General features: G+C 69.4%; 26 protein-coding genes. 17 read left to right on the top strand and 9 right to left on the bottom strand.

The annotated features are described in order from the left end of the window. Positions 1 to 35 precede the first annotated feature (35 nt). The 6 genes from HQ325_RS12755 to HQ325_RS12780 all read right to left on the bottom strand — a co-directional run bounded on the left by HQ325_RS12755 (position 36) and on the right by HQ325_RS12780 (position 3,980). Positions 36 to 749: a phosphatidylserine decarboxylase gene (locus HQ325_RS12755; RefSeq protein ID WP_222630067.1), complete on the bottom strand. Its 714-nt coding sequence runs from the start codon at positions 747 to 749 to the stop codon at positions 36 to 38. A 109-nt stretch (positions 750 to 858) separates the two neighbouring features. Further along, positions 859 to 1,131, bottom strand: a complete 273-nt coding sequence (locus HQ325_RS12760; protein ID WP_222630069.1) for a GlsB/YeaQ/YmgE family stress response membrane protein — start codon at positions 1,129 to 1,131, stop codon at positions 859 to 861. A gap of 141 nt (positions 1,132 to 1,272) precedes the next feature. Next, positions 1,273 to 2,487: a PQQ-dependent sugar dehydrogenase gene (locus HQ325_RS12765; RefSeq protein WP_222630072.1), complete on the bottom strand. Its 1,215-nt coding sequence runs from the start codon at positions 2,485 to 2,487 to the stop codon at positions 1,273 to 1,275. Beyond that, positions 2,487 to 2,954 carry an SRPBCC family protein gene (locus HQ325_RS12770; protein ID WP_222630075.1) on the bottom strand — a complete coding sequence of 156 codons (468 nt, stop codon included), beginning with the start codon at positions 2,952 to 2,954 and terminating at the stop codon, positions 2,487 to 2,489. Before HQ325_RS12770 ends, HQ325_RS12765 begins: the two co-directional genes overlap by 1 nt. 43 nt (positions 2,955 to 2,997) lie before the next feature. Next, a complete protein-coding gene (locus tag HQ325_RS12775; protein ID WP_222630078.1) occupies positions 2,998 to 3,450 on the bottom strand; it encodes a hypothetical protein in 453 nt (150 codons plus the stop codon). After that, positions 3,441 to 3,980 (bottom strand): RNA polymerase sigma factor, encoded by a 540-nt coding sequence (locus HQ325_RS12780; protein ID WP_231476391.1) that lies wholly within the window; start codon positions 3,978 to 3,980, stop codon positions 3,441 to 3,443. Before HQ325_RS12780 ends, HQ325_RS12775 begins: the two co-directional genes overlap by 10 nt. Positions 3,981 to 4,102: 122 nt before the next feature. On the opposite strand from HQ325_RS12780, the gene HQ325_RS12785 reads away from it, so the two are divergent. The 6 genes from HQ325_RS12785 to HQ325_RS12810 are packed head-to-tail and all read left to right on the top strand — an operon-like array spanning position 4,103 to position 6,832. Then, entirely contained in the window at positions 4,103 to 4,588 is a 486-nt protein-coding gene (locus HQ325_RS12785; RefSeq protein WP_204869172.1) for an Asp23/Gls24 family envelope stress response protein, read from the top strand. After that, positions 4,585 to 4,947: an Asp23/Gls24 family envelope stress response protein gene (locus HQ325_RS12790; RefSeq protein WP_261778191.1), complete on the top strand. Its 363-nt coding sequence runs from the start codon at positions 4,585 to 4,587 to the stop codon at positions 4,945 to 4,947. The genes HQ325_RS12785 and HQ325_RS12790 overlap by 4 nt, the downstream gene beginning before the upstream one ends. Further along, complete coding sequence (locus HQ325_RS12795) at positions 4,944 to 5,264, top strand: hypothetical protein (RefSeq protein ID WP_222630081.1); 321 nt, start codon at positions 4,944 to 4,946, stop codon at positions 5,262 to 5,264. The genes HQ325_RS12790 and HQ325_RS12795 overlap by 4 nt, the downstream gene beginning before the upstream one ends. A 23-nt stretch (positions 5,265 to 5,287) precedes the next feature. Further along, positions 5,288 to 5,467, top strand: coding sequence for a DUF2273 domain-containing protein (locus tag HQ325_RS12800; protein ID WP_027506261.1), 180 nt, complete (start codon positions 5,288 to 5,290; stop codon positions 5,465 to 5,467). After that, positions 5,460 to 6,284 (top strand): Asp23/Gls24 family envelope stress response protein, encoded by an 825-nt coding sequence (locus tag HQ325_RS12805; RefSeq protein WP_222630084.1) that lies wholly within the window; start codon positions 5,460 to 5,462, stop codon positions 6,282 to 6,284. The genes HQ325_RS12800 and HQ325_RS12805 overlap by 8 nt, the downstream gene beginning before the upstream one ends. Next, positions 6,281 to 6,832, top strand: a complete 552-nt coding sequence (locus HQ325_RS12810; protein WP_222630087.1) for a hypothetical protein — start codon at positions 6,281 to 6,283, stop codon at positions 6,830 to 6,832. Before HQ325_RS12805 ends, HQ325_RS12810 begins: the two co-directional genes overlap by 4 nt. Before the next feature lie 10 nt (positions 6,833 to 6,842). Here HQ325_RS12810 and HQ325_RS12815 read toward each other — a convergent pair whose 3' ends face one another. Continuing rightward, on the bottom strand, positions 6,843 to 7,223 hold the full coding sequence (locus tag HQ325_RS12815) for a DUF1304 domain-containing protein (protein ID WP_027506264.1): 381 nt from the start codon (positions 7,221 to 7,223) through the stop codon (positions 6,843 to 6,845). Between the two features lie 205 nt (positions 7,224 to 7,428). Here HQ325_RS12815 and HQ325_RS12820 point away from each other — a divergent pair, with 205 nt between their 5' ends. Continuing rightward, a complete protein-coding gene (locus tag HQ325_RS12820) occupies positions 7,429 to 7,758 on the top strand; it encodes a hypothetical protein (protein WP_222630090.1) in 330 nt (109 codons plus the stop codon). 25 nt (positions 7,759 to 7,783) lie between these two features. Here HQ325_RS12820 and HQ325_RS12825 read toward each other — a convergent pair whose 3' ends face one another. Beyond that, complete coding sequence (locus HQ325_RS12825) at positions 7,784 to 8,194, bottom strand: DUF5997 family protein (protein WP_308014475.1); 411 nt, start codon at positions 8,192 to 8,194, stop codon at positions 7,784 to 7,786. 84 nt (positions 8,195 to 8,278) lie between these two features. Here HQ325_RS12825 and HQ325_RS12830 point away from each other — a divergent pair, with 84 nt between their 5' ends. The 8 genes from HQ325_RS12830 (at position 8,279) to HQ325_RS12865 (ending at position 16,060) form a co-directional block, all read left to right on the top strand. After that, positions 8,279 to 9,205 (top strand): LysR family transcriptional regulator, encoded by a 927-nt coding sequence (locus tag HQ325_RS12830; RefSeq protein WP_222630094.1) that lies wholly within the window; start codon positions 8,279 to 8,281, stop codon positions 9,203 to 9,205. A gap of 38 nt (positions 9,206 to 9,243) precedes the next feature. Next, complete coding sequence (locus HQ325_RS12835) at positions 9,244 to 10,935, top strand: FAD-dependent oxidoreductase (RefSeq protein WP_222630096.1); 1,692 nt, start codon at positions 9,244 to 9,246, stop codon at positions 10,933 to 10,935. Between the two features lie 31 nt (positions 10,936 to 10,966). Next, positions 10,967 to 12,421: an ATP-binding protein gene (locus HQ325_RS12840; protein ID WP_222630099.1), complete on the top strand. Its 1,455-nt coding sequence runs from the start codon at positions 10,967 to 10,969 to the stop codon at positions 12,419 to 12,421. Further along, on the top strand, positions 12,418 to 12,762 hold the full coding sequence (locus HQ325_RS12845; RefSeq protein ID WP_222630102.1) for a UBP-type zinc finger domain-containing protein: 345 nt from the start codon (positions 12,418 to 12,420) through the stop codon (positions 12,760 to 12,762). The genes HQ325_RS12840 and HQ325_RS12845 overlap by 4 nt, the downstream gene beginning before the upstream one ends. A 75-nt stretch (positions 12,763 to 12,837) precedes the next feature. After that, the gene (locus HQ325_RS12850) at positions 12,838 to 13,413 is read left to right on the top strand and encodes a DUF6764 family protein (protein ID WP_261778190.1); all 576 of its coding nucleotides are present in this window, start codon (positions 12,838 to 12,840) and stop codon (positions 13,411 to 13,413) included. A gap of 5 nt (positions 13,414 to 13,418) precedes the next feature. Further along, positions 13,419 to 14,306 (top strand): DMT family transporter, encoded by an 888-nt coding sequence (locus HQ325_RS12855; RefSeq protein ID WP_222630105.1) that lies wholly within the window; start codon positions 13,419 to 13,421, stop codon positions 14,304 to 14,306. Positions 14,307 to 14,324: 18 nt separating this feature from the next. Beyond that, positions 14,325 to 15,119, top strand: coding sequence for an HAD-IIA family hydrolase (locus HQ325_RS12860; protein ID WP_222630107.1), 795 nt, complete (start codon positions 14,325 to 14,327; stop codon positions 15,117 to 15,119). After that, positions 15,119 to 16,060 carry a serine/threonine-protein kinase gene (locus tag HQ325_RS12865; RefSeq protein WP_222630108.1) on the top strand — a complete coding sequence of 314 codons (942 nt, stop codon included), beginning with the start codon at positions 15,119 to 15,121 and terminating at the stop codon, positions 16,058 to 16,060. Before HQ325_RS12860 ends, HQ325_RS12865 begins: the two co-directional genes overlap by 1 nt. On the opposite strand, the gene HQ325_RS12870 is transcribed toward HQ325_RS12865, so the two are convergent. After that, positions 16,057 to 17,508 carry an amino acid permease gene (locus HQ325_RS12870; protein WP_197027817.1) on the bottom strand — a complete coding sequence of 484 codons (1,452 nt, stop codon included), beginning with the start codon at positions 17,506 to 17,508 and terminating at the stop codon, positions 16,057 to 16,059. The genes HQ325_RS12865 and HQ325_RS12870 overlap by 4 nt on opposite strands. A gap of 403 nt (positions 17,509 to 17,911) precedes the next feature. Here HQ325_RS12870 and groL point away from each other — a divergent pair, with 403 nt between their 5' ends. Together groL and HQ325_RS12880 are read left to right on the top strand one after the other, a co-directional pair. Continuing rightward, positions 17,912 to 19,537, top strand: a complete 1,626-nt coding sequence (groL, locus tag HQ325_RS12875) for a chaperonin GroEL (RefSeq protein WP_027506274.1) — start codon at positions 17,912 to 17,914, stop codon at positions 19,535 to 19,537. Positions 19,538 to 19,636: 99 nt separating this feature from the next. Further along, entirely contained in the window at positions 19,637 to 20,128 is a 492-nt protein-coding gene (locus tag HQ325_RS12880) for an alpha/beta fold hydrolase (RefSeq protein ID WP_222630110.1), read from the top strand.

Genomic DNA, 20,128 nt, shown 5'->3' on the forward strand with positions numbered 1-20,128 from the left:
GCCGGTGGACTCGTCGGCCTGCTCGCGTGCTGCGCTCACGGAAGCTCGGCCAGAACCGTCTCGGCTCCGATGGCGCGCTGCCCGACGATCACCGCCGTCCGCGACCCCTCCGGGAAGTAGGTGTCGACGCGCGAACCGAACCGGATCAGTCCGTAGGTGTCGCCGATCGTGAGCGAGTCGCCCACCGACGTGGTGTTGACGATGCGTCGCGCGAGCAGTCCGGCGATCTGCACGACCGCCAGGTCGTGACCCGACGGTGTGCGCAGATGCATGCTGGTGCGTTCGTTGACCTCGCTGGCGTCGGCGAGGTCGGCCGACAGGAACTGTCCGGCCTTGTGCACCACGGCCTCGACCGTGCCGGACACCGGCACGCGCTGGACGTGGACGTCGAGCACGGACAGGAAGATGCTGACCCGCGGCAGCGGAGTGGTGCCGAGGTTCAACTCGGCGGGCGGCACCGCGTGGTCGACGAGTGCGACCTCACCGTCGGCGGGGGCGACGACCACTCCGGCACGACTCGGCGGGACACGCGGTGGGTGGCGGAAGAAGCCCGCCATGGCCCCGGCAGTGAGCAGCGACGCGGTGCGCACGACGCGGTGACGGCGGCCGAGTCCGGCGAGCGCCAACGGCACCGCGACGAACGGGGCGCCGGCGGGGTGCAGCGGCGGAATGCTGCGACGCACCAGGTCCACGATGTGTCCTGCTCCGGTCGGTTCAGGCGTACCAGGGGGGACAGGTCTGCGGGCCACGGGCTCCTCTTACGTCGTTCGGGCGAAAGGTACGGCCTCGAGGGGAGTGCGGACACGACTCGAGGCCCCTCACAGATTACGTGAGGGGCCCCGAGAGGTGGGGTCTGCGTCAGACGCGCGAGCTGCGTCCGGTGACTGCCTTGACGATGAACAGCAGGATGCATGCACCCGCGAGGCAGGTGACGAAGCTGAAGATGATGCCGCCGCCCTGGACGTCGACACCGAACGCGCGGAGCAGGAATCCACCCAGCAGGCCGCCGATGATGCCGACGACGATGTTGAGGATGATGCCCTGCTGTGCATCCGTCTTCATGATCTTGCTGCCGATCCATCCGGCGAGTCCGCCGATGATGATCCAACCGATGATGCCCAGACCCAACATGATGGAACCTCTTTCGAATCAGCTTTGCTGCCCGTGGACCGGACACGACTACTGACCTTCTGTACCCGGCCCCGATGCTCAGCAAACGTTAAGCCGACCGTCGGCACATCACGATCCGGCCTCGATCGCGTGACGACGGGTCTACTGCGGCGTGACCAGCAGGATCTGGTCGGTGTCGCCGTTGTCGGTCGTCACGAGCAGCGTGCCGTCCGGTTGCGCCGACACCGTGCGGATGCGGCCGTACTCGCTGAGAGCGGGGATAGTCGACTGCGCGTCGACCGTGGTGCCGTCGTCGGAGAGGTCGAGGAGCAGGACCTCCTGACCCTTCTGCACTCCGATGGCGAGCATCCCGTTCCACGCGCCCCAGGCATCGCCGTCGAGGAAGGTGGCGGACGCGGTGGCGATGGTGCTCGGGCCCGAACTCCACACCGCGTCCCTGGCGCCCGGCACGCGGTCCGGATCGGTCATCGCGACGGACTCGTCGTATCCGCCGCTGCGGTCGGGCCGGTACCCGTAGTTGCCGCCTGCCACGAGGAGGTTCACCTCGTCGTCCCGCGACGTGCCCTGTTCGACGGAGAAGATCTGATCGGTGCCGGGTCGAGCGGCGAGTCCCTGGACGTTGCGGTGCCCCAGCGTGAAGACCGGACTCGCGGGGTCGGGATTGCCTTCGGCGGGCGCACCCGTGGCGGCGTCGACCCGGAGGACCTTGCCACCGAGCGACGTCGGATCCTGCGGAACGGTGCCCTGAGCCGAGTCCCCGGTGCCGATGAGCAGGGTGCCGTCGGCGTTCGCCAGCACCCTGCACCCGCCGTGGCGTCCCGAGGTGACCGGGAACCCGGAGATGACGGTGCGCTCACGCGTGAGCCTCGCGTAGTCGTCGGCCACGGTCCATGCGACCACGCCGATGGTGGGGTCGTCGCCTCGAATGCCCTGGCAGGAGTACAGGGTCCGATCGGTCTCGAAGGTCGGTGACAGTGCGAGGCCCATCAGTCCGGTCTCCGATCCGACGAACAGATCGCCGAGATCGGCGCTGATCGGTGTCGGCTCACCACCGGGCCGGATCGCGGTGAAGCGGCCGGGGCGCTCGTCGAAGATCACGGTGCCGTCCGGCGCCCTGACCACGTCCCACGGGTGATCGAGCCCGGTGGCCAGCGAGGAGACGACGACGTTCGGGACGGCGCCCGCGGCGTCCGCGGACGTCGGTGCGGGTGTCGTTGCCTGCGATGTCGGCGATTCGGGGGTGCCGGCCGCGGGGGAGGCGTCGGACTCGGTCGTGGTCGAGCACGCCGTCGTCGCCAGAGCAGCGGACAGGGCGAGGCCGGCGAGGGCGCGGGTCGTGCGGGCGCGAGGGGTCATCACTTCACGGTACGAGCAGAACTCTCGGCCGCGTCCTTGATCTTCGCCAGGGTGGAGGCCATACCCCGCTCGAGCTCCGCCTCGAAGCTGCGCGTGCCGCCCAGCACCAGTCGGACCGCGGTGTCGGAGACCTTCGAGGTGCCGCCGGGTGCCTCGCGACGCTCGGTCACGCGCGTACCCGTCTCGGTCGGTTCCAGGAAGTAGGACCACACCGTGTGGTTCTCGGTGATGCGGAACGCGAGCAGGCGCTCGGGCTCGAGGCGGACGACCCGCGACGTCGTGGGCCACACGAGGGGTCCGCGCCGGTTGACGTTGAGCGTGCGGGTGCCCACGCGCAGCGGGCCGAACACCTTCATGACGGCGCACTGCGGGCTCCATTCGCCCATGCGCTTCAGATCGGACACCACCGACCAGACCACACTCGGCGGAGCGGCGATGTCGACGCTGACGGACAGGGGTGTGGCCATGGAATTCTCCCGGTGTGTTCAGGCAGGCTGGGTGTGTCGGGCGTCAGGGTAGTAGGACGTCCACGACGTGCACCGCGACGTCCTCCGCCGTGAGAGCGGTGCCGAGCGTGGTGTTCACCGCGTCGGCCGTCCGCCCGGTCAGTGTCACCGCCAGCGCGGCCATGTCCTGTCCGTACGTCACAGCGATGTCCAGGGACACTCCGGTACACCGACGTCCGTCGACGTCGAGATCGATGCCCTTGACCCCGCAGGGCAGTTCCGACAGGGCGCGGGCGATGGACAGGAGCACCAGGTGGTCGCCCACCCGCAGCGAGTCGCCGTCGACGAAGTTCGGGTGCGAGGCGTCCAGCGCGCGTGTCCGCCGAGCCGTCGCGCGGAGTGCGGCGAGGATCGCCGTGCTGGCCTCGACCCAGGACGGCACCTCCTCGTCGCGGAGTTCCTGTGCGGCGCGGTTGAGCACGGGATCGTCCGGCTCGTCCGCCGTGTCTAACGCCATGACGCCATCCTCTCGCTCAAAGTGGTTCGTGCGCGGGTGACCTGACCGCGCACCGCGGACGGCGACATGGACAGGATCTCCCCGATCTCGACATGAGTCATTCCCTCGACCTCGCGGAGCAACCAGCACGAGCGCTGCATCTGCGGCAGTGCCCCGAGGGCCACGCGTAGCTCGGCGAGGAACCCGGATTCCGTCGCCCGCACCTCCGGATCGTCCGACACGTCGCTCACGGCGTCGTCGAACAGCCACTCCTCGTGCGGACGGGGGATGCGGCGCCGCGTGGCGTCGATGGCCTTGTGTGCGGTGATACCGAACAGCCATGTGCGCAGCGCCGAGTCGGACCGGTAGTTGCCGAGGCTCTTCCAGGCCGCGACGAACGCGTCCTGGACCACCTCCTCCGCGACGCCGTCGTCACGCAGCATGTTGCGGGCGTACCGGAACATCGCGGGACCGTGCGTGCGGACGATCTCCTCGAACGCGCCGCGGTCACCGATGACCGCAGCGTCGACGAGAGCCGCGTCGCTGTCCACTGACCAGATTCGAACCAGCGGGTGTGAAACGACAGCGGTGTGGCATACATCACACTCGCATACGTTTTCCTCGGTCCGCCTCGACCTACTCCCGACACAACGAACCCGAAAGGATGACGTAGATGACGACAGCACAGGGATCCACCACGTCCGCCACCGCCACCGGCTCGAACGGTGCGCTGGACAAGAAGACCGACTCCACCGGTGCACTGGTCGCGTCCGACGGCCGCACCACCATCGCGGACGTCGTCGTGTCCAAGATCGCCGGCATCGCCACCCGTGAGGTCCAGGGCGTGCACGACGTGGGCGGCGGCGCGACCCGTGCCATCGGTGCACTGCGCGAGCGCATCCCCGGCGCCCGGGTCAACCACTCGCAGGGCGTGTCCGTGGAGGTCGGCGAGAGCCAGGCAGCCGTCGACATCGACATCGTGGCCGACTACGGCGTCTCCATCGCGGATCTCGCGGCGGGTATCCGTCGCAACGTGATCGATGCGGTCGAGCGGATGACCGGCCTGCAGGTCACCGAGGTCAACATCACCGTGCACGACGTCTTCCTCTTCGAGGAAGAAGACGAGCGCGACGACGCCGCACCCGCACGCGTTCGATGAGCCCCGCGGCACCGTCGGGCAGCGATCGCGCCGATCTCGTCGCGGACGCGGTCGTCGCGGTGGACGGAGTCGCCTCGTTGCACGGCGGGATGTTCGGCGAGATAGGCACCTACCTTCCCGGTAGGCGCGTTGCCGGGGTCGCCCTCCGTGACGACGGGACCGAGGTCCACATCGCCGTGACCCCGGACGCCGTCGTACGTGAGACGGCCGACGCGGTCCGCCGTGCCGTCCGCGCGGTGGTCGATGCCCCGGTGCACGTCGTGGTCGAGGACGTGGCGTCGCCGGCCGACGGTGACGCCGGAACAGGCTCCTCCGAGCCGGGGTCGACCTCGGCTCCCGGGGGTACTCTCCGCCCGTGACCCAGCCTCTCCCGCCGCACGCCGACCCCGCCTACCGCGAGGCTCGGCGTGCGGCGGCGAGAGCGCACCACCCGGACGCCGGGGGCGACGCAGAGTCGCTCATCCGAGCGCTGCGCGACATCGATGCGAAGTTCTCCCGCGGAACCGTCGCGGCACAGGTGGTAGTCGGCGTCTCCCGGCGACGGCTCGCCGTTCGTCGCCTGTCCCGGGTCCGTCGACTGCTGCCCACACGGCGCACCTACGTCGACCTGCCCACGAGCTCGGCCGCCCGGCCACCCAGACCCACGGATCCCTCTTCTCCCTCCCGGGGGAACTGACCGCTCTCCACGATCGGAGCACCATGACCTCCTCGACCATCGGCCTTCTCGCCGGCCTCCTTCTGGCAGTCGCTGCCGCAGCCGGCGGATTCACCGGATTCCTCGTCGCTCTCGTCCTGGGTGCGATCGGGTTCGCCGTCGGCGCGTACCGCGACGGAAACTTCGACCCCGAGGCACTCCTGCGAGGTCGCGGCCGTGGCTGACACCGCCCCGAGCGACACGGCGGACGCAGCGGGCACCGTCCCGAAAGACCCGTCCGTCAGGCCCGATCCGGGGACGGTCGACCCCGCGCAGCGTGGATCGCTCACAGTCCTCGATCGCGCGGTCGAGTCCATCGCCGACGCCTCCCTCGGTCGCACCGACGGTGTCGTCACCTCCGGCGGGAGCTTCGGCCGCAGACCGTCCCGGGTGAAGGTGACGAAGCAGGACGACCGCGTACGCGCCGCCGTCGACGTGACCGTGGCGTGGCCGCGCTCGGCGGCGTCCGTCGCCGACGATCTCCGCCGCGACATCGCGCGCGGCATGACCGACTCGGGCCTGCGCACGGATTCCGTCGACGTACACGTCGGCGACTTCGGTTCCGTGTCCTCGTCCGCCGCGCCGGCGTCGGGCGCGACACCGGCGCCGACCACCCGGCCGCTCGCGGCTCCGGCCGCGACCCCGATCGCGATCGTGGTGTCGCTGCTGCTCCTCGCCGGGGCCGGCGTGCTGATCCGCGACGCGCTGGTCGGATTCTCCGTCATCAGCGGTCGAGAGTGGACGGCGAGTGCACTCGACTGGATCGACGGACTCACACCCCTGTCGTGGATGTTCCCCGCGGGCATCGCCATCGCGGTCGTCGGCGCCCTGCTCGTCCTGGCCTCGCTCAAGTGGCGCGCCCGTCGGTACCGGTCCAGCGGGATCGCGGAGGACGTGTGGGTGCACAAGGCCGACCTGGCGAAGGTGACCGAGCCGGAACCCGCGGTCGCAGCCGCACCCGAGACCACGGCCACCCCGACTGTCGCAGGAGGCGAGAAATGAAGCGGACCACGGTGTTCTTCGACCGCCTCGGTGTCCTGATCATCGGACTCGCGCTCGTGGCCGTCGGCGGTGGTGCCGCACTGTGGCAGCGTGATCGACTCCCGTTCGAGCTCACCGAGGTCGACGCGTCGGTGGTGACCGACGCGCAGGAGCAGCAGTGGTGGCCGTGGGCTCTCCTCGGCGCCGGGGTGCTGATCGCGCTGCTCGTGGTGTTCTCGCTGCTCCGCAGGCTTCCTTCGTCAGCGGGGCGCACCCTGACGCTGCCGGTCACCGGCGATCCCGACGGCCGCGTGACCGTCGATCTGCGATCGGTCGCCCACAAGGCGGCCGACACTGCCCGCGAGGTCGACGGCGTGAAGTCCGCGCGTGCACGCCTGCGTCACGAACGGTCCGACGGTGGACGTGTTCCGGTGATCACCGTGGTGGTGCGTGCCGAGGAGTCCGCATCGCTGCGCACCGTCGCCGAGAAGTTGACGGATGTGCGCAGCGCGGTCGCGTCGGTCGTCGGCGATGGCGCCGTCGGCGTTCGGGTGTTGCTCTCGGCCTGACCGGGGCGACTCAGAGAGCGAGTGCGGTGGCCACGACGGCCAGTCCTGCGGGGACGATCTGCACGAGCGCGCCCTTCATCATCCGACGGTCGGTGCCGAGCAGAACACTGCCGGCGCCGACCATCGATCCCGCGGACACGAAGACCAGGACGGCGCCGACGGTGTGATTCCCCGCTGCCAGGTTCACCGCGCCGACCGCGGCACCCACCGCGAGAAACAGGTTGTAGAAGCCCTGGTTGAAGGCCCACCGCTCGACGACGTCGACGTGGGAGTCCTCCCGCACGCCGAAGACGTGACGGCCCTTGGTGCGAAAGACCAGTGACTCCAGAACGAAGATGTACACGTGGAGCGCGGCGGCGAGAGCGGCCAGAACAGCGGCGACGGCGGTCATGCCGGTCAGTATGCGCTCCACCTGCCCCCCAGCACGCGTTCAGCACCAGTTGTGTTTTCTCACGAAGTTGTCACAGGAGCCCCGGGACTGTCCTCCGGCGCGTACGCTTCGGCCCACGGACGAGATGGTGTATCGCTACACGATCCCGCGTCGTTACACACAGATTCGGCGTCGTGTCGACGCCCCTCGTGTCGGGGAGAACCACATGCACGACCTTCTGGCGCACCGCTCGCACGCGGTCAACACCGGCCACACCGAGATGATCCGCGCAGTCTTCTGCGACGAGTTCGAGATCGGCGTGGACCAGAACGTCCTGACCACCATCTCGTGCGGCGACATCGGGCAGTGGGTGTCCGATCTGCGGTTCACCGGCCTGTTTCTGCCGGGTGAGATCGAGGCCATCGAACGTCAGTGGAACACCGACCCCGCAGGTCTGGTAGCCGCGCTGATGGGCGGCGTCGACGAGGTCGGGCGGCGCCGCTCGGCGTATCAGGCTCCGCAGGTCGACGTGGTCGACCGGCGCTTCGTCGGCTGACCCGACTCGCCGGGCCGCGCGTCCGTCAGCGGTTCTTCGGGGGCCTGTTGGTCTGCGCCCGGCGCGCCTCTTCCTTCTCCTTGACGCGGACGGCCTCGCGCTGCACCTCGGCGTAGTTCTCGCGTTCGGCCTTCAGCCAGTCCGGTTCCTCGGCGGACAGCGCGTCGATCTCGGCCTGCGTCATCGAGTCGGACACGTCGTTGCGCGCCAGCGCGGTGTTGGTGACGCCGAGTTTGCGAGCCACGACGTCGCGGGGGAACGGACCGGCCGTCCACAGATCGCTCAACCACTGCGGCGGGTTCTGGCGCAGAGCCTCGAGGTCGCCTCGCGTGATGGGCTGGGAGCGGAACTCCTCCGGCGCCGCCGGCAGGAAGATGCCGAGCTTGGCAGCAGCCGTCAGAGGCTTCATCGTCTGGGTGTTCAGGTCCTGGCTCACCGCGCCAGCGTAGCGCCCGCACGGCCGAGCACGGCCGAGCGCAGCAGGAAGTCGGCCGAGCGCAGCGGGGACTACGCTGGCCCGGTGAACGATGCGACCGTCCTGCGCTGGTACATCGAGGTCGCCGAGACGCTCGCGTTCGGGCGCGCGGCGAAGGCGCTGAACATCTCCCGGCTCCGCCTGAGTGCTGCGGTCAAGGACCTGCAGGACGAGGTAGGCGAACCCCTGTTCGTTCCGGGCGACGGTCCGACCGAACTCACCGAGGCCGGACGGGCTCTGCTCGACCGGGCCCGCGACGTCGTGGCCGAGGACGATCGCCGCCGCGCAGAGGAGGCTGCGGCAGCGCCCGCGCGGCCGACGCTGCGGGTCGGGTTCGTTCCGGGAGTGACGGTCACGAAATGGACCCGCATCTGGGCGGATCGCCACCCCGGCACCGACCTGCAGACGGTCGTCGTCGAGGAGTCGGACCAGCTCGACGCGCTGCGGACGGGTGTGGTCGACATGTGCTTCGTGCGGGAGCCCGCCGAGCGGGAGGGGCTGCACTGCGTCCCGCTGTACTCCGAGGTCGCCGTCGTGGTGGTGCCCAAGGACCATCCGGCCGCGGCCTACGACGCCGTCACGCTCGGTGATCTCGAGGGCGAGTCGCTGCAGGACGGCACCGACCGATCCGAGGCGACGCTGCCGACGACGCTCGAGATGGTGGCCGCAGGTGTCGGCCCGGTGCTCGTGCCGCACTCGCTGGCTCGACTGCACAGTCGCAAGGACCTGCTCTATCGGCCCGTCACCGACGCGGACCCCACCCGGATCTTCCTGGCCTGGCCCACATCGGTCGCCGCACCCGAGGAGGGAACACTCGACCTGCCGCAGGAGTTCCTGGGGGTGGTGCGCGGACGGGCCGCGCACAGTTCGCGTACCGAGTCCGAACGCGGGACACCGCCGAGGAAGAAGAAGAAGGCAGCTGCTCCGGGGCCGGCCGCCAAGCGAAGTCAGGCGCCCCGCCGACGACGCTGACATACTGTCGCCGTCGTGACGAGTGGAAAGGCGGGTTCGTGAGCGACCCAGCTCCCCGAAGTTCGGCCGGCGCGAGCAAGCCGGCCATCCTCACCGTGGACGACGATCCCGGGGTGTCCCGCGCCGTCGCCCGCGATCTGCGGCGCAAGTACGGCGAGAAGTACCGCATCATCCGGGCGGAGTCCGGCGAGTCCGCCCTGGAGGCGATGCGAGAGATCGCGTTGCGCGGTGACCAGGTCGCGGTACTGCTCGCGGACTACCGCATGCCGTCGATGAGCGGTCTCGAGTTCCTCGAGCAGGCCATGGACATCTTCCCGTTCGCGCGGCGCGTGCTCCTCACCGCGTACGCGGACACCGACGCCGCCATCGAGGCGATCAATGTCGTCGACCTCGACTACTACCTGCTCAAGCCGTGGGACCCACCGGAGGAGAAGCTGTACCCGGTGGTGGACACGCTGCTCGACGCGTGGCACGCCGCCGACATCCGGCCCATCCTGGAGACCAAGATCATCGCGGGTCGGTGGGCGTCTCGATCGTCGGAGATGCGCGAGTTCCTCGCCCGCAACAGGCTCCCGTACCGGTGGTTCCTCGCGGACGAGCCCGAGGGAGCGCGTCTGCTGGCGGCCGCGGGCCACGACGATCGCACGCTGCCGGTGGTGGTGTGCGCGGACGGCTCGTGTCTGCTCGACCCCACCGACACCGAGTTGGCCGAGTACTTCGGTCTGGGCACCACGCCGACGGAGGACTTCTACGACCTCGTCGTCGTGGGCGGCGGGCCCGCCGGCCTGGGCGCGGCCGTCTACGGCGCGTCCGAGGGTCTCCGGACGGTCCTCGTCGAACGCACCGCGACGGGTGGGCAGGCGGGTCAGAGCTCGCGCATCGAGAATTACCTCGGTTTCCCGGACGGGGTGTCCGGCGCACAACTGGCCGAGCGTGCACGTCGGCAGGCCGAGAAGTTCGGCGCCGAGCTCGTCACCACCCGCGAGGTCGCGGGCGTCGAGGTCGACGGGCCGGCGCGCGTGGTGCGTCTGACCGACGGCAGTGCGATCGCCGCGCACTCGATCATTCTCGCCACGGGTGTCTCCTACCGCCGGCATCCGGCGCCGGGGGTCGACGAGTTCGCCGGCCGCGGCGTCTTCTACGGCTCCGCGGTCACCGAGGCGGTCGGCTGTACCGACCAGGACGTGTACGTCGTGGGCGGCGCGAACTCCGCCGGTCAGGCAGCGATGTACCTGTCGAAGTGGGCGCGGTCGGTGACCATCGTGGTGCGTGCCGAGTCGCTGGAAGCCTCCATGTCGTACTACCTCGTGCAGCAGATCGAGAAGAACCCCGTCATCTCCGTCCGCCCCTGCACCGAGGTGACCGCCGCGCACGGCGACGGCCACCTCGAACAGATCACCCTGCGCGACAAGGTCTCCGGCGACGAGGAGACCGTCGACACGGGCTACCTGTTCCTCTTCATCGGGGCGGCGCCGCGGACCGAGTGGCTGGACGGCGTGGTGGTACGCGACCGCCACGGCTTCGTCGTCTCGGGTCAGGACCTCACGGTCGACGGGACCCGCCCGCCGGGCTGGTCGGTCGACCGCGCACCGCACCATCTCGAGACCAGCGTGCCCGGCATCTTCGCGGCGGGCGACGTACGCGCGGACTCCGCCAAGCGCGTCGCGTCGGCCGTCGGTGAGGGTGCGATGGCCGTCATGCTCGTCCACCGCTATCTCGCCCAACCCTGACCGCCGCACACGTCCCGGAAGCTGGATCATCATGACCGAACTCGACTGCAGTACCGAGGAACTGAGGACACTGTTCCTCTTCGAGTCGCTCGCCGACGAGCAGCTCGAGCAGCTGTGCGCCCACGGGCACGTCGAGATGATCGAGGCCGGCCCCGTGTTCGCCGAGGGCGAGGATGCCACGTGTTTCTACGTGCTCCTCGACGGTGAGCTGGTGTTGACCAAGATGTCGGGCGGCGAGAAGATCGAGGTGAACCGCACGTCGGCGCGGGGTGTCTACGCGGGTGCGTGGCAGGCGTACCTCGGGGACCGCGCCCCGCAGAAGTACATGTCGGGCATGGACGTCACGCGTCCGTCCCGGTTCTTCGTGCTCGACGCCGAGCAGTTCGGGAACCTGGTACGCGAGTGGTTCCCCATGGCGGTCCACATGCTCGAGGGGCTCTTCTTCGGGCAGCAGAGCAGCAAGCAGGTCATCGACCAGCGGGAACGGCTCCTGGCACTGGGGTCGCTGTCGGCCGGTCTGACGCACGAGTTGAACAACCCTGCCGCCGCGGCGGTCCGCGCGACGGCGGCGCTGCGGGACCGGGTGTCGCACATGCGGCGCAAACTCGGCGTCATCGCGTCGGGCGTCTACGACACCGACTCCCTGACGGGTCTGATCCGGTTGCAGGACGAGGCCGCCGAACTGGTGGGCAAGGCGCCGGAGCTCACTCCCATGGAGGCCTCCGACCGGGAGGACGCGCTGGGGGAGTGGTTCGAGGACCACGGCATCACCGACGGGTGGGACCTCGCCCCGACGTTCGTGCAGGCCGGCATCGAGGCCGACTGGCTCGAGCGCGTCGCCGCGGACACGGGGGCGGAACTGCTCGAGAGCACGATCCGCTGGCTGAACTACACCATCGAGACCGAACTGCTCATGAACGAGATCTCCGACTCCACCACACGGGTGTCGACGCTGGTCAACGCTGCGAAGCAGTATTCGCAGATGGACCGTGCGCCGTTCCAGAAGGTGGATCTGCGGGTCCTCCTCAAGAGCACCCTGGTGATGCTCGGCCGCAAGATCGGCGACGACATCACGGTGGTCAAGGACTTCGACCCGGCGCTGCCTCCCGTCGCGGCGTACGCCGCGGAGCTCAACCAGGTGTGGACCAACCTGATCGACAACGCCGTGCAGGCCATGGACGGTCACGGAACCCTGACCCTGCGCACCGCGCGGGAGAACGACACGGCCCTCATCGAGATCAGGGACACGGGCCCGGGGGTGCCCGAGGCGATCCGGTCCCGCATCTTCGAACCGTTCTTCACCACCAAGCCCGTGGGCGAGGGCACCGGTCTGGGCCTCGACATCTCGTGGCGGATCGTGGTGAAGAAGCACGGCGGCGATCTACGGTTGCTGTCGGAGCCGGGAGACACCCGGTTCCAGGTACGGATACCTATCGACGGCCCGGCAGGGGCGCCGATGCCGACCGCAGAGGAGGAAGTCGGATGAGTACGAACGGAATCGACACCGCGGTACCGCCCAGCGGCGCGGGCTGCGTGGAGTGCGATGCCACCGACGGGTGGTGGGTGCACCTGCGTCGGTGCGCTCAGTGCGGCCACGTCGGATGCTGTGACTCCTCCCCGTCGCAGCACGCGAGTGCCCATGCCGCGACCAGCGGTCATCCCGTCGTGCAGTCGTTCGAACCCGGGGAGACCTGGTTCTGGAACTACGTCACCGAGGAGGGCTTCGACGGGCCCGAACTCGCTGCACCGCAGCATCATCCGATGGACCAGACGGTGCCCGGACCGTCGTCTCGGGTCCCCTGGGACTGGCAGCGCCACGTCCGCTGAACCCAACATCGAATCGTTATGGAGTTACCCGCCGGTAGGGACGAGCGGGCGGTAAGGTCTGCGGTGCATTGCACGATGCATTCTCTCGCACAGCCTCAGGAGCCGTCCGTGTCGTTCATCCCCACCTCGTCCCTCTTCTCCAACGCCACGCGCTCGGATCGAAGTTCCTCTCGTGCAACGCGATTCGGCGCAGCCGTCGCGGTCGGCGCCACCATCGCCGCAGGGGCGATCCTCGGTACCGGGGTGGCGTCCGCGGCCCCCGTCACCTGCGTCTCCCCGCCCGCGGCCAACGACATCCAGGTGAGCGACACGGCCAGCTGCGGAGCCAAGTCCACCGGCGCCGGCGTCGCCACGTCGTCGGCGTCCGAGAGCGGCACCGCGGTCAGCGTCGCCGACGGCGGGCGCTCGACGTCGAACGCCACCGGCTTCGGCACCGCACTGAGTGCTGTTCTGGGAGCGGGTACCTCGTACTCGTACTCCCTCGGTGGCGGCATCTCGCAGTCCTTCGCCACGAACGGTGCCACCTCCGTCGCCATCGCCGGCTACGGCGGCGGCGCCACCGCCAGCACGGTCACGGGTGTGAACTGCGCCGGCCTCAACTCCTTCGCGCTCGATCTCTCCACCGGGCGGTCCTGCATCGCCGGTCTGTAACGGTCGTGAACGCCACCGTCCTGGCGGTGCTCTGCGCCGTCGGGGCGGCGGCGTGCATCGCTGTCGGCACCGTCGTCCGCCAGCGGTCGGCGGCATCGATTCCCGACGAGTCGGTCGGTCGGCTGGGGCCCATTACCACGCTGATCCGCGAGCCTCTGTGGTGGATCGGCACGGTCGTCGGCATCTGCGGTTACGGCCTGCAGGCGGCGGCGTTGGGACTCGGATCCCTGCTCCTGGTGCAGCCACTCCTCGTGTTGTCCCTGCTGTTCGCTCTGCCGCTGGGTGCTCGGTTCTCCGGCCGCACCGTGTCGGCGAAGGACTGGCTGTGGGCTGCCGCGCTGACGGCGGCCATCGCGGTCCTCGTCGTCGTGGGCGATCCGCGGCCCGGCGTGGAACGCGCCGAGGCGCAGCACTGGATCATCGTTCTCGGCGTCGGGATCCCGTTCGTTCTCGCCTGTGTTCTCGGTGCGCGCACCGGCTCCCGGTCCCGGCGCGCCCTGCTGCTCGGACTGGCCGGCGGTGCGCTGTTCGGTGTCGCGGCTGTACTGACCAAGAGCGTCGTCCACCTCGCCGGACGCGGGCCGGCGCCGCTGCTGACCTCCGTCGAGCCGTACGCGCTGATCGGCGTGGCCGTTGTCGCGATCTCCCTGCAGCAGTCGGCCTTCCAGGTGGGCGCCTTGCAGGCCTCGCTGCCCGCGACGACCGTGATGGAGCCGATGGTCGCGTCGCTGCTGGGATTCGTCGTGCTGGGCGAGTACCTCGACGCCGATCGTGAGGTCACCGTGGTGCTCGTCGTCGCCCTGATCCTCGTGGTGGTCTCGGCGGTGGCCCTCGCACGGTCCGCGGGCACGGCCGAGAACGTCGAACTCGCCCATCCTGCCCCGAACCCGTAGCGGCACTAGGCTCGTCGCATGAGTCCGATCGGTGGGGTGCTGTTCGACATCGACGGTGTGCTCATGACCAGTTGGCGTCCCGTGCCCGGGGCCGCGGAGACGGTGAGCATGCTGCGCAGCAATGACGTGGCGTGCGCGTTTTTGACCAACACGACGTCGAAGACGCGGGAGCAGATCTCCGACGCGCTCACCGATGCGGGCATCGAGGTGCACGCCGACGAGATCGTCACCGCGGCCACTCTCACCGCCGACCACCTGCGGACGCGGTACCCCGGTGCGCGGTGCGTCCTCCTCAACAGCGGCCGGATCGCCGACGATCTGCCCGGCGTGGAGTGGGTCGACAGCGATCCGGACGTGGTGGTGCTCGGCGGCGCGGGCGAGCAGTTCACCCACGAGGCGCTCAGCCGGGTCTACGACTGGATGTGTCAGGGCGTGCCCGTCGTCGCGATGCACCGCAGCCTCATGTGGACCACGGCCGAGGGGCTGCGCATCGACACCGGCATGTACCTGACGGGCATGGAGGCCGCGTCCGGCCGCACGGCGACGGCGGTCGGCAAACCGGCGCCGCTGGGCTTCCAGACGTCGGCGGAACGCATGGGCGTCGATCCGGACCTGGTGGTGATGGTCGGGGACGATCTCGACAACGACGTGCTCGCCGCCCAGGTCGTCGGCATGCGCGGCATGCTGGTCCGCACGGGCAAGTTCCGTCAGGAACGCCTCGACCGGCACGCACGCGACCAGTACGCGATGCAACCGGCGTTCGTCGTCGACTCCGTCGCGGACCTGCCGGCGGTGCTGGAGGTCGGTCGGTAGTGGTCCTGCGGCCGGGATCCAGGTTCGCGGGGTTCCGCGTCGAGAGACTGCTCGGTCACGGCGGCACCGCCGAGGTGTATCTCGCCCGACGTGGATCGGCACCTGCGGAGACGCTGAAGATCCTGCGTGCGGACGGCCCGCGGGACGCGTTCGCGGCCGAGGTGCAGATCGGGGCCCTGCTGCAACACCCCAACATCGTCGCGGCGCACGATCACGGCGAGTTCCACGGTCGGCCGTGGATGTCGATGCCCCACGTCGACGGGTACAGCGCCGCCCGCCTCGTCGCGCGCGGACAGATTCCGCTCGACGTCCACCGAGCCGCCCGCATCGTCGACGGCGTGGCGAGAGCCCTCGATCACGCGCACGGACTCGGGATCGTCCACCGGGACGTCAAGCCGGCCAACATCCTGCTCTCGAGTGTCGCCGATGCGGACACCCGGGAGCAGGTTCTGCTGTCCGACTGGGGAATCGCGCGGCTGACGACCTCGCCGACACCGCTGGTGTCGGACGACGGGACGGTGCTGACGTCGATCGGCTACGCGGCACCCGAACTGCTGCGGGGCGGCACACTCACCGCCCGCACCGACATCTACGCGCTCGGTGCCACCCTCGTCGAACTGCTCACGGGACGGCCGCCGTTCCCGCTGGCCACTCCGTTCGCCGTCATGGACGCCCAGCTGAGGCGGACCCCGCCGTCCGTCAGCTCGCGTCGGGCCGACCTGCCGACCCGCCTCGACGCCGTCGTGCAGCGCGCGCTGGCCAAGGAGCCGGCGGACCGGTTCGCGTCGGGCCACGACCTGAGCGTGGCGGTGGCGCGGGCCCTGAGGGACCACACGCCACCTGAGCCCGACCGGCCTCCGGCCTACCCGCCACCTGAGCCCGACCGGCCTCCGGCCTACCCGCCACCTGAGCCCGACCGGCCCTGGTACCGACGTCGCTAGTCGCTCGGCGTCTCGGGATCCGTCGGCCGGTTCGCGACGACGGGGTACTTGCCCGTGTAGCCCATCCGCTCCTCGGCGACGCTGAGGACGCGGGCCCGGACGAGGAACCAGCCGCCGATGAGCATCGGCACGATGACGACGAGTGTGGCGACGGTCCACGTCCCGATCGGGGCGTCGAGCGCCATGAGGACCAGCACCGCGGCGAGGAACGCGAGCGTCGCGTAGCTCGTGTACGGCGCCCCGAAGAGCCGGAACGACGGCCGTTCGAGGATGCCTTTGCGGCTCCACCGGTAGAGCTGCAGCTGGCAGAGCACGATGGTCGCCCACGAGGCGATGATGCCGAGGGCCGACATGTTGAGCACGATCTCGAACGCCTCGCCGGGCTTGAACGCGTTGAGCGCCACGCCGAGCAGTGTCAGGGCGCCGGTGAGCAGGATGCCCCCGTAGGGGACACCGTTCCGGCTCATCCGCGCCGTGAACGACGGCGCACTGCCGTTCATCGCCATCGACCGCAGGATGCGGCCCGTCGAGTACAGCCCCGCGTTGAGGCTGGACAGCGCCGCGGTGACCACGACGATGTTCATGATCGTGCCGGCGCCGTCGACGCCGATGCGGGAGAAGAACGTGACGAAGGGGCTCTCCCCGGCCCGGTAGGTGGTGTACGGCAACAGCAGCGCCAGCAGGATCAGCGATCCCACGTAGAACACCGCGATGCGGAAGATGACGGAGTTGATGGCCCGCGGCATGACCTTCGCCGGGTTCTCGGTCTCTCCGGCCGCGGTCCCGACCAGCTCGACGGCCGCGTAGGCGAAGACGACACCCGACGTGACGATGACCAACGGCCACGCCCCGGTGGGGAAGAGGCCGCCGTTGCCCGAGATGACGCCGAAGCCGGTCGACTGGCCGTCGACGTCGAAACGACCGGCGAGGAAGACGGTGCCCACGACCAGGAAGGTCACCAGCGCCGCGACCTTGATCATGGCCGCCCAGAACTCCATCTCGCCGAACCACTTCACCGACACCAGGTTCACGGCGAGCACGATGGCCAGGGCGATCAGGGCGATGGTCCACTGCGGGATGCCCTTGAAGGCGCCCCAGTAGTGCATGTACGTCGCGACGGCCGTGACGTCGACGATCGCCGTCATCGCCCAGTTGAGGAAGTACATCCACCCGGCCGCGTAGGCGGCCTTCTCGCCGTAGAACTCGCGGGCGTAGGAGACGAACGATCCGGAGGACGGGCGGTGGAGCACCAACTCGCCGAGCGCTCGGAGGATGAAGAAGACGAAGACGCCGCAGACGGCGTAGATGATGAACAGGCCCGGGCCCGCGGACTCGAGACGGCCGCCCGCGCCGAGGAACAGGCCGGTGCCGATCGCGCCGCCGATGGCGATCATCTGCAGTTGCCGAGGCTTCAGGCCCTTGTCGTAGCCCTCCTCCTCGTGTGCCATCGCCGAGTTGTCGTAACCGGTGTCGACTGCATCGGACACGATGTGGTCCTTTCGTCCGCAGGGGTGGGCGGGTGCATATGTCCGATTCGCGTGGATTCTGTTGTGGCGCGCGACAACTGGTCGCGTCACACATTCTTCTCACGCGTGAGTCGGTCGTCGTTCCGACAGGTGAACACCGTGTGAATCGCGACCACTCGACGACGACCTTGCACTCGACCACCTCGACTGCTAGAAATCTGGTTGGCACTCGCGTACTGTGAGTGCCAGGTCGAAGAGGTGAGATCGGGAATCATCGACACCCCTGGTCGTCCGTCGCGGGCACCGACTCGGCCGGATGTGGAAAGGGAGCGACCCACCCGCGGTCGCTTCGTGTGTCACCCCCAATCCGGAGGATCACTTCGCAATGGCCAAGATCATCGCGTTCGACGAAGAGGCACGCCGTGGCCTCGAACGGGGCTTGAACAGCCTCGCCGACGCAGTCAAGGTGACGTTGGGCCCCAAGGGTCGCAACGTCGTACTCGAGAAGAAGTGGGGCGCCCCCACGATCACCAACGATGGTGTGTCCATCGCCAAGGAGATCGAGCTGGAGGACCCGTACGAGAAGATCGGCGCAGAGCTGGTCAAAGAGGTCGCCAAGAAGACCGACGACGTCGCAGGTGACGGCACCACCACCGCGACCGTTCTCGCTCAGGCACTCGTCCGCGAAGGCCTGCGCAACGTCGCAGCCGGCGCGAACCCGCTCGGCCTCAAGCGCGGCATCGAGGCAGCCGTCGCCGCTGTCACCGAGTCCCTGCTGAAGTCCGCCAAGGAGATCGACACCAAGGAGCAGATCGCTGCGACCGCTGGTATCTCCGCGGGCGACGCGTCCATCGGCGAGCTCATCGCCGAGGCCATGGACAAGGTCGGCAAGGAAGGCGTCATCACGGTCGAGGAGTCCAACACCTTCGGCCTGCAGCTCGAGCTCACCGAGGGCATGCGCTTCGACAAGGGCTACATCTCGGGATACTTCGTCACCGACGCCGAGCGTCAGGAAGCCGTCCTCGAGGACGCGTACATCCTGCTCGTCAGCTCGAAGGTCTCCACCGTCAAGGACCTGCTGCCCCTGCTGGAGAAGGTCATCCAGTCCGGCAAGCCGCTCCTGATCATCGCCGAGGACGTCGAGGGCGAAGCGCTCTCCACCCTCGTCGTGAACAAGATCCGTGGCACCTTCAAGTCCGTCGCCGTCAAGGCACCGGGCTTCGGTGACCGTCGCAAGGCGCAGCTCGCCGACATCGCCATCCTCACCGGTGGCGAGGTCATCAGCGAAGAGGTCGGCCTCTCCCTCGAGGGCGCTGGACTCGAGCTGCTCGGCCAGGCTCGCAAGGTCGTCGTGACCAAGGACGAGACCACCATCATCGAGGGCTCCGGCGACGCCGACGCCATCGCCGGTCGTGTCTCGCAGATCCGTTCCGAGATCGAGAACTCCGACTCGGACTACGACCGTGAGAAGCTGCAGGAGCGCCTGGCCAAGCTGGCCGGTGGCGTTGCAGTCATCAAGGCCGGTGCCGCCACCGAGGTCGAGCTCAAGGAGCGCAAGCACCGCATCGAGGATGCCGTGCGCAACGCCAAGGCAGCTGTCGAGGAGGGCATCGTCGCCGGTGGTGGCGTCGCGCTGCTGCAGTCGGCTCCCGCACTCGAGAACCTCAACCTCACGGGCGACGAGGCCACCGGCGCGAACATCGTTCGCGTCGCCCTCGAGGCACCGCTGAAGCAGATCGCGTTCAACGCCGGCCTCGAGCCCGGCGTCGTCGCGGAGAAGGTGCGCAACCTCCCCCTCGGCCACGGCCTCAACGCCGCGACCAACGAGTACGAGGACCTGCTCGCCGCCGGCATCAACGACCCGGTCAAGGTCACCCGCTCGGCACTGCAGAACGCAGCGTCGATCGCGGCTCTGTTCCTCACCACCGAGGCCGTCGTCGCCGACAAGCCGGAGAAGGCCGGAGCGCCCGCGGGCGATCCGACCGGCGGCATGGGCGGCATGGACTTCTGAGTCCCGCTCCCTGATCGCACGAGAGCCGGTCACCCTCACGGGTGGCCGGCTCTCGGCGTTCCGCGGTGAGTTCCGGCGCCCCGTCGAGTCGGTATCGGTATGACGAGACTGCTGTTCGTCCACGGCGCCGGCGGCGAGGACGACGACGAGCCACTGGCCGAGGGGCTCGGTTCCCTGCTCGGCGCGACGGTCGACATGCCCCGCATCCCGAGCGACGACATGAGCGTCGAGGCGTGGGCGGGGCCGATACGCCGCGGCCTCGAGGCGAGTCCCGACCTCGTGATCGCCCACTCCTTCGGCGCCACCGTCCTGCTGCACGTGCTCGCCTCGGTTCCGGTTCCCGCCGCCACGGTGCTCGCGATGCCCGACTGGAGTGCCGCGGGCTGGGACGTCCCCCAGTACGAGTGGCCGACCGTTCCGTCGGAGGTCTCCCTGACGCTGCACCACTGCCGCGACGACGACGTGGTGCCGTTCTCCCACCTGGCCCTGGCTTCCGCGCAGCTCCCGGACGCCCGGGTGGTCGAGCACCAGCGGGGTGGGCACCAGTTCGACGGTGCCGTGGGGGAGGTGGTGGCGTCGATGCGGCTGTAG

The organism is Rhodococcus sp. BP-349 (genome assembly GCF_019835845.1).
In the GTDB taxonomy this organism is placed as follows: domain Bacteria; phylum Actinomycetota; class Actinomycetes; order Mycobacteriales; family Mycobacteriaceae; genus Rhodococcoides.

What these genes read in the sequence shown, in the direction of transcription:
- HQ325_RS12765 (WP_222630072.1), bottom strand. Translation starts at nt 2,487, where the DNA reads ATGACCCCTCGCGCCCGCACGACCCGCGCCCTCGCCGGCCTCGCCCTG.
- HQ325_RS12845 (WP_222630102.1), top strand. Translation starts at nt 12,418, where the DNA reads ATGAGTACGAACGGAATCGACACCGCGGTACCGCCCAGCGGCGCGGGC.
- HQ325_RS12860 (WP_222630107.1), top strand. Translation starts at nt 14,325, where the DNA reads ATGAGTCCGATCGGTGGGGTGCTGTTCGACATCGACGGTGTGCTCATG.
- groL (WP_027506274.1), top strand. Translation starts at nt 17,912, where the DNA reads ATGGCCAAGATCATCGCGTTCGACGAAGAGGCACGCCGTGGCCTCGAA.
- HQ325_RS12850 (WP_261778190.1), top strand. Translation starts at nt 12,838, where the DNA reads ATGCATTCTCTCGCACAGCCTCAGGAGCCGTCCGTGTCGTTCATCCCC.
- HQ325_RS12785 (WP_204869172.1), top strand. Translation starts at nt 4,103, where the DNA reads ATGACGACAGCACAGGGATCCACCACGTCCGCCACCGCCACCGGCTCG.
- HQ325_RS12770 (WP_222630075.1), bottom strand. Translation starts at nt 2,954, where the DNA reads ATGGCCACACCCCTGTCCGTCAGCGTCGACATCGCCGCTCCGCCGAGT.
- HQ325_RS12815 (WP_027506264.1), bottom strand. Translation starts at nt 7,223, where the DNA reads ATGACCGCCGTCGCCGCTGTTCTGGCCGCTCTCGCCGCCGCGCTCCAC.
- HQ325_RS12760 (WP_222630069.1), bottom strand. Translation starts at nt 1,131, where the DNA reads ATGTTGGGTCTGGGCATCATCGGTTGGATCATCATCGGCGGACTCGCC.
- HQ325_RS12870 (WP_197027817.1), bottom strand. Translation starts at nt 17,508, where the DNA reads ATGGCACACGAGGAGGAGGGCTACGACAAGGGCCTGAAGCCTCGGCAA.
- HQ325_RS12880 (WP_222630110.1), top strand. Translation starts at nt 19,637, where the DNA reads ATGACGAGACTGCTGTTCGTCCACGGCGCCGGCGGCGAGGACGACGAC.
- HQ325_RS12810 (WP_222630087.1), top strand. Translation starts at nt 6,281, where the DNA reads ATGAAGCGGACCACGGTGTTCTTCGACCGCCTCGGTGTCCTGATCATC.
- HQ325_RS12800 (WP_027506261.1), top strand. Translation starts at nt 5,288, where the DNA reads ATGACCTCCTCGACCATCGGCCTTCTCGCCGGCCTCCTTCTGGCAGTC.
- HQ325_RS12775 (WP_222630078.1), bottom strand. Translation starts at nt 3,450, where the DNA reads ATGGCGTTAGACACGGCGGACGAGCCGGACGATCCCGTGCTCAACCGC.
- HQ325_RS12840 (WP_222630099.1), top strand. Translation starts at nt 10,967, where the DNA reads ATGACCGAACTCGACTGCAGTACCGAGGAACTGAGGACACTGTTCCTC.
- HQ325_RS12790 (WP_261778191.1), top strand. Translation starts at nt 4,585, where the DNA reads ATGAGCCCCGCGGCACCGTCGGGCAGCGATCGCGCCGATCTCGTCGCG.
- HQ325_RS12820 (WP_222630090.1), top strand. Translation starts at nt 7,429, where the DNA reads ATGCACGACCTTCTGGCGCACCGCTCGCACGCGGTCAACACCGGCCAC.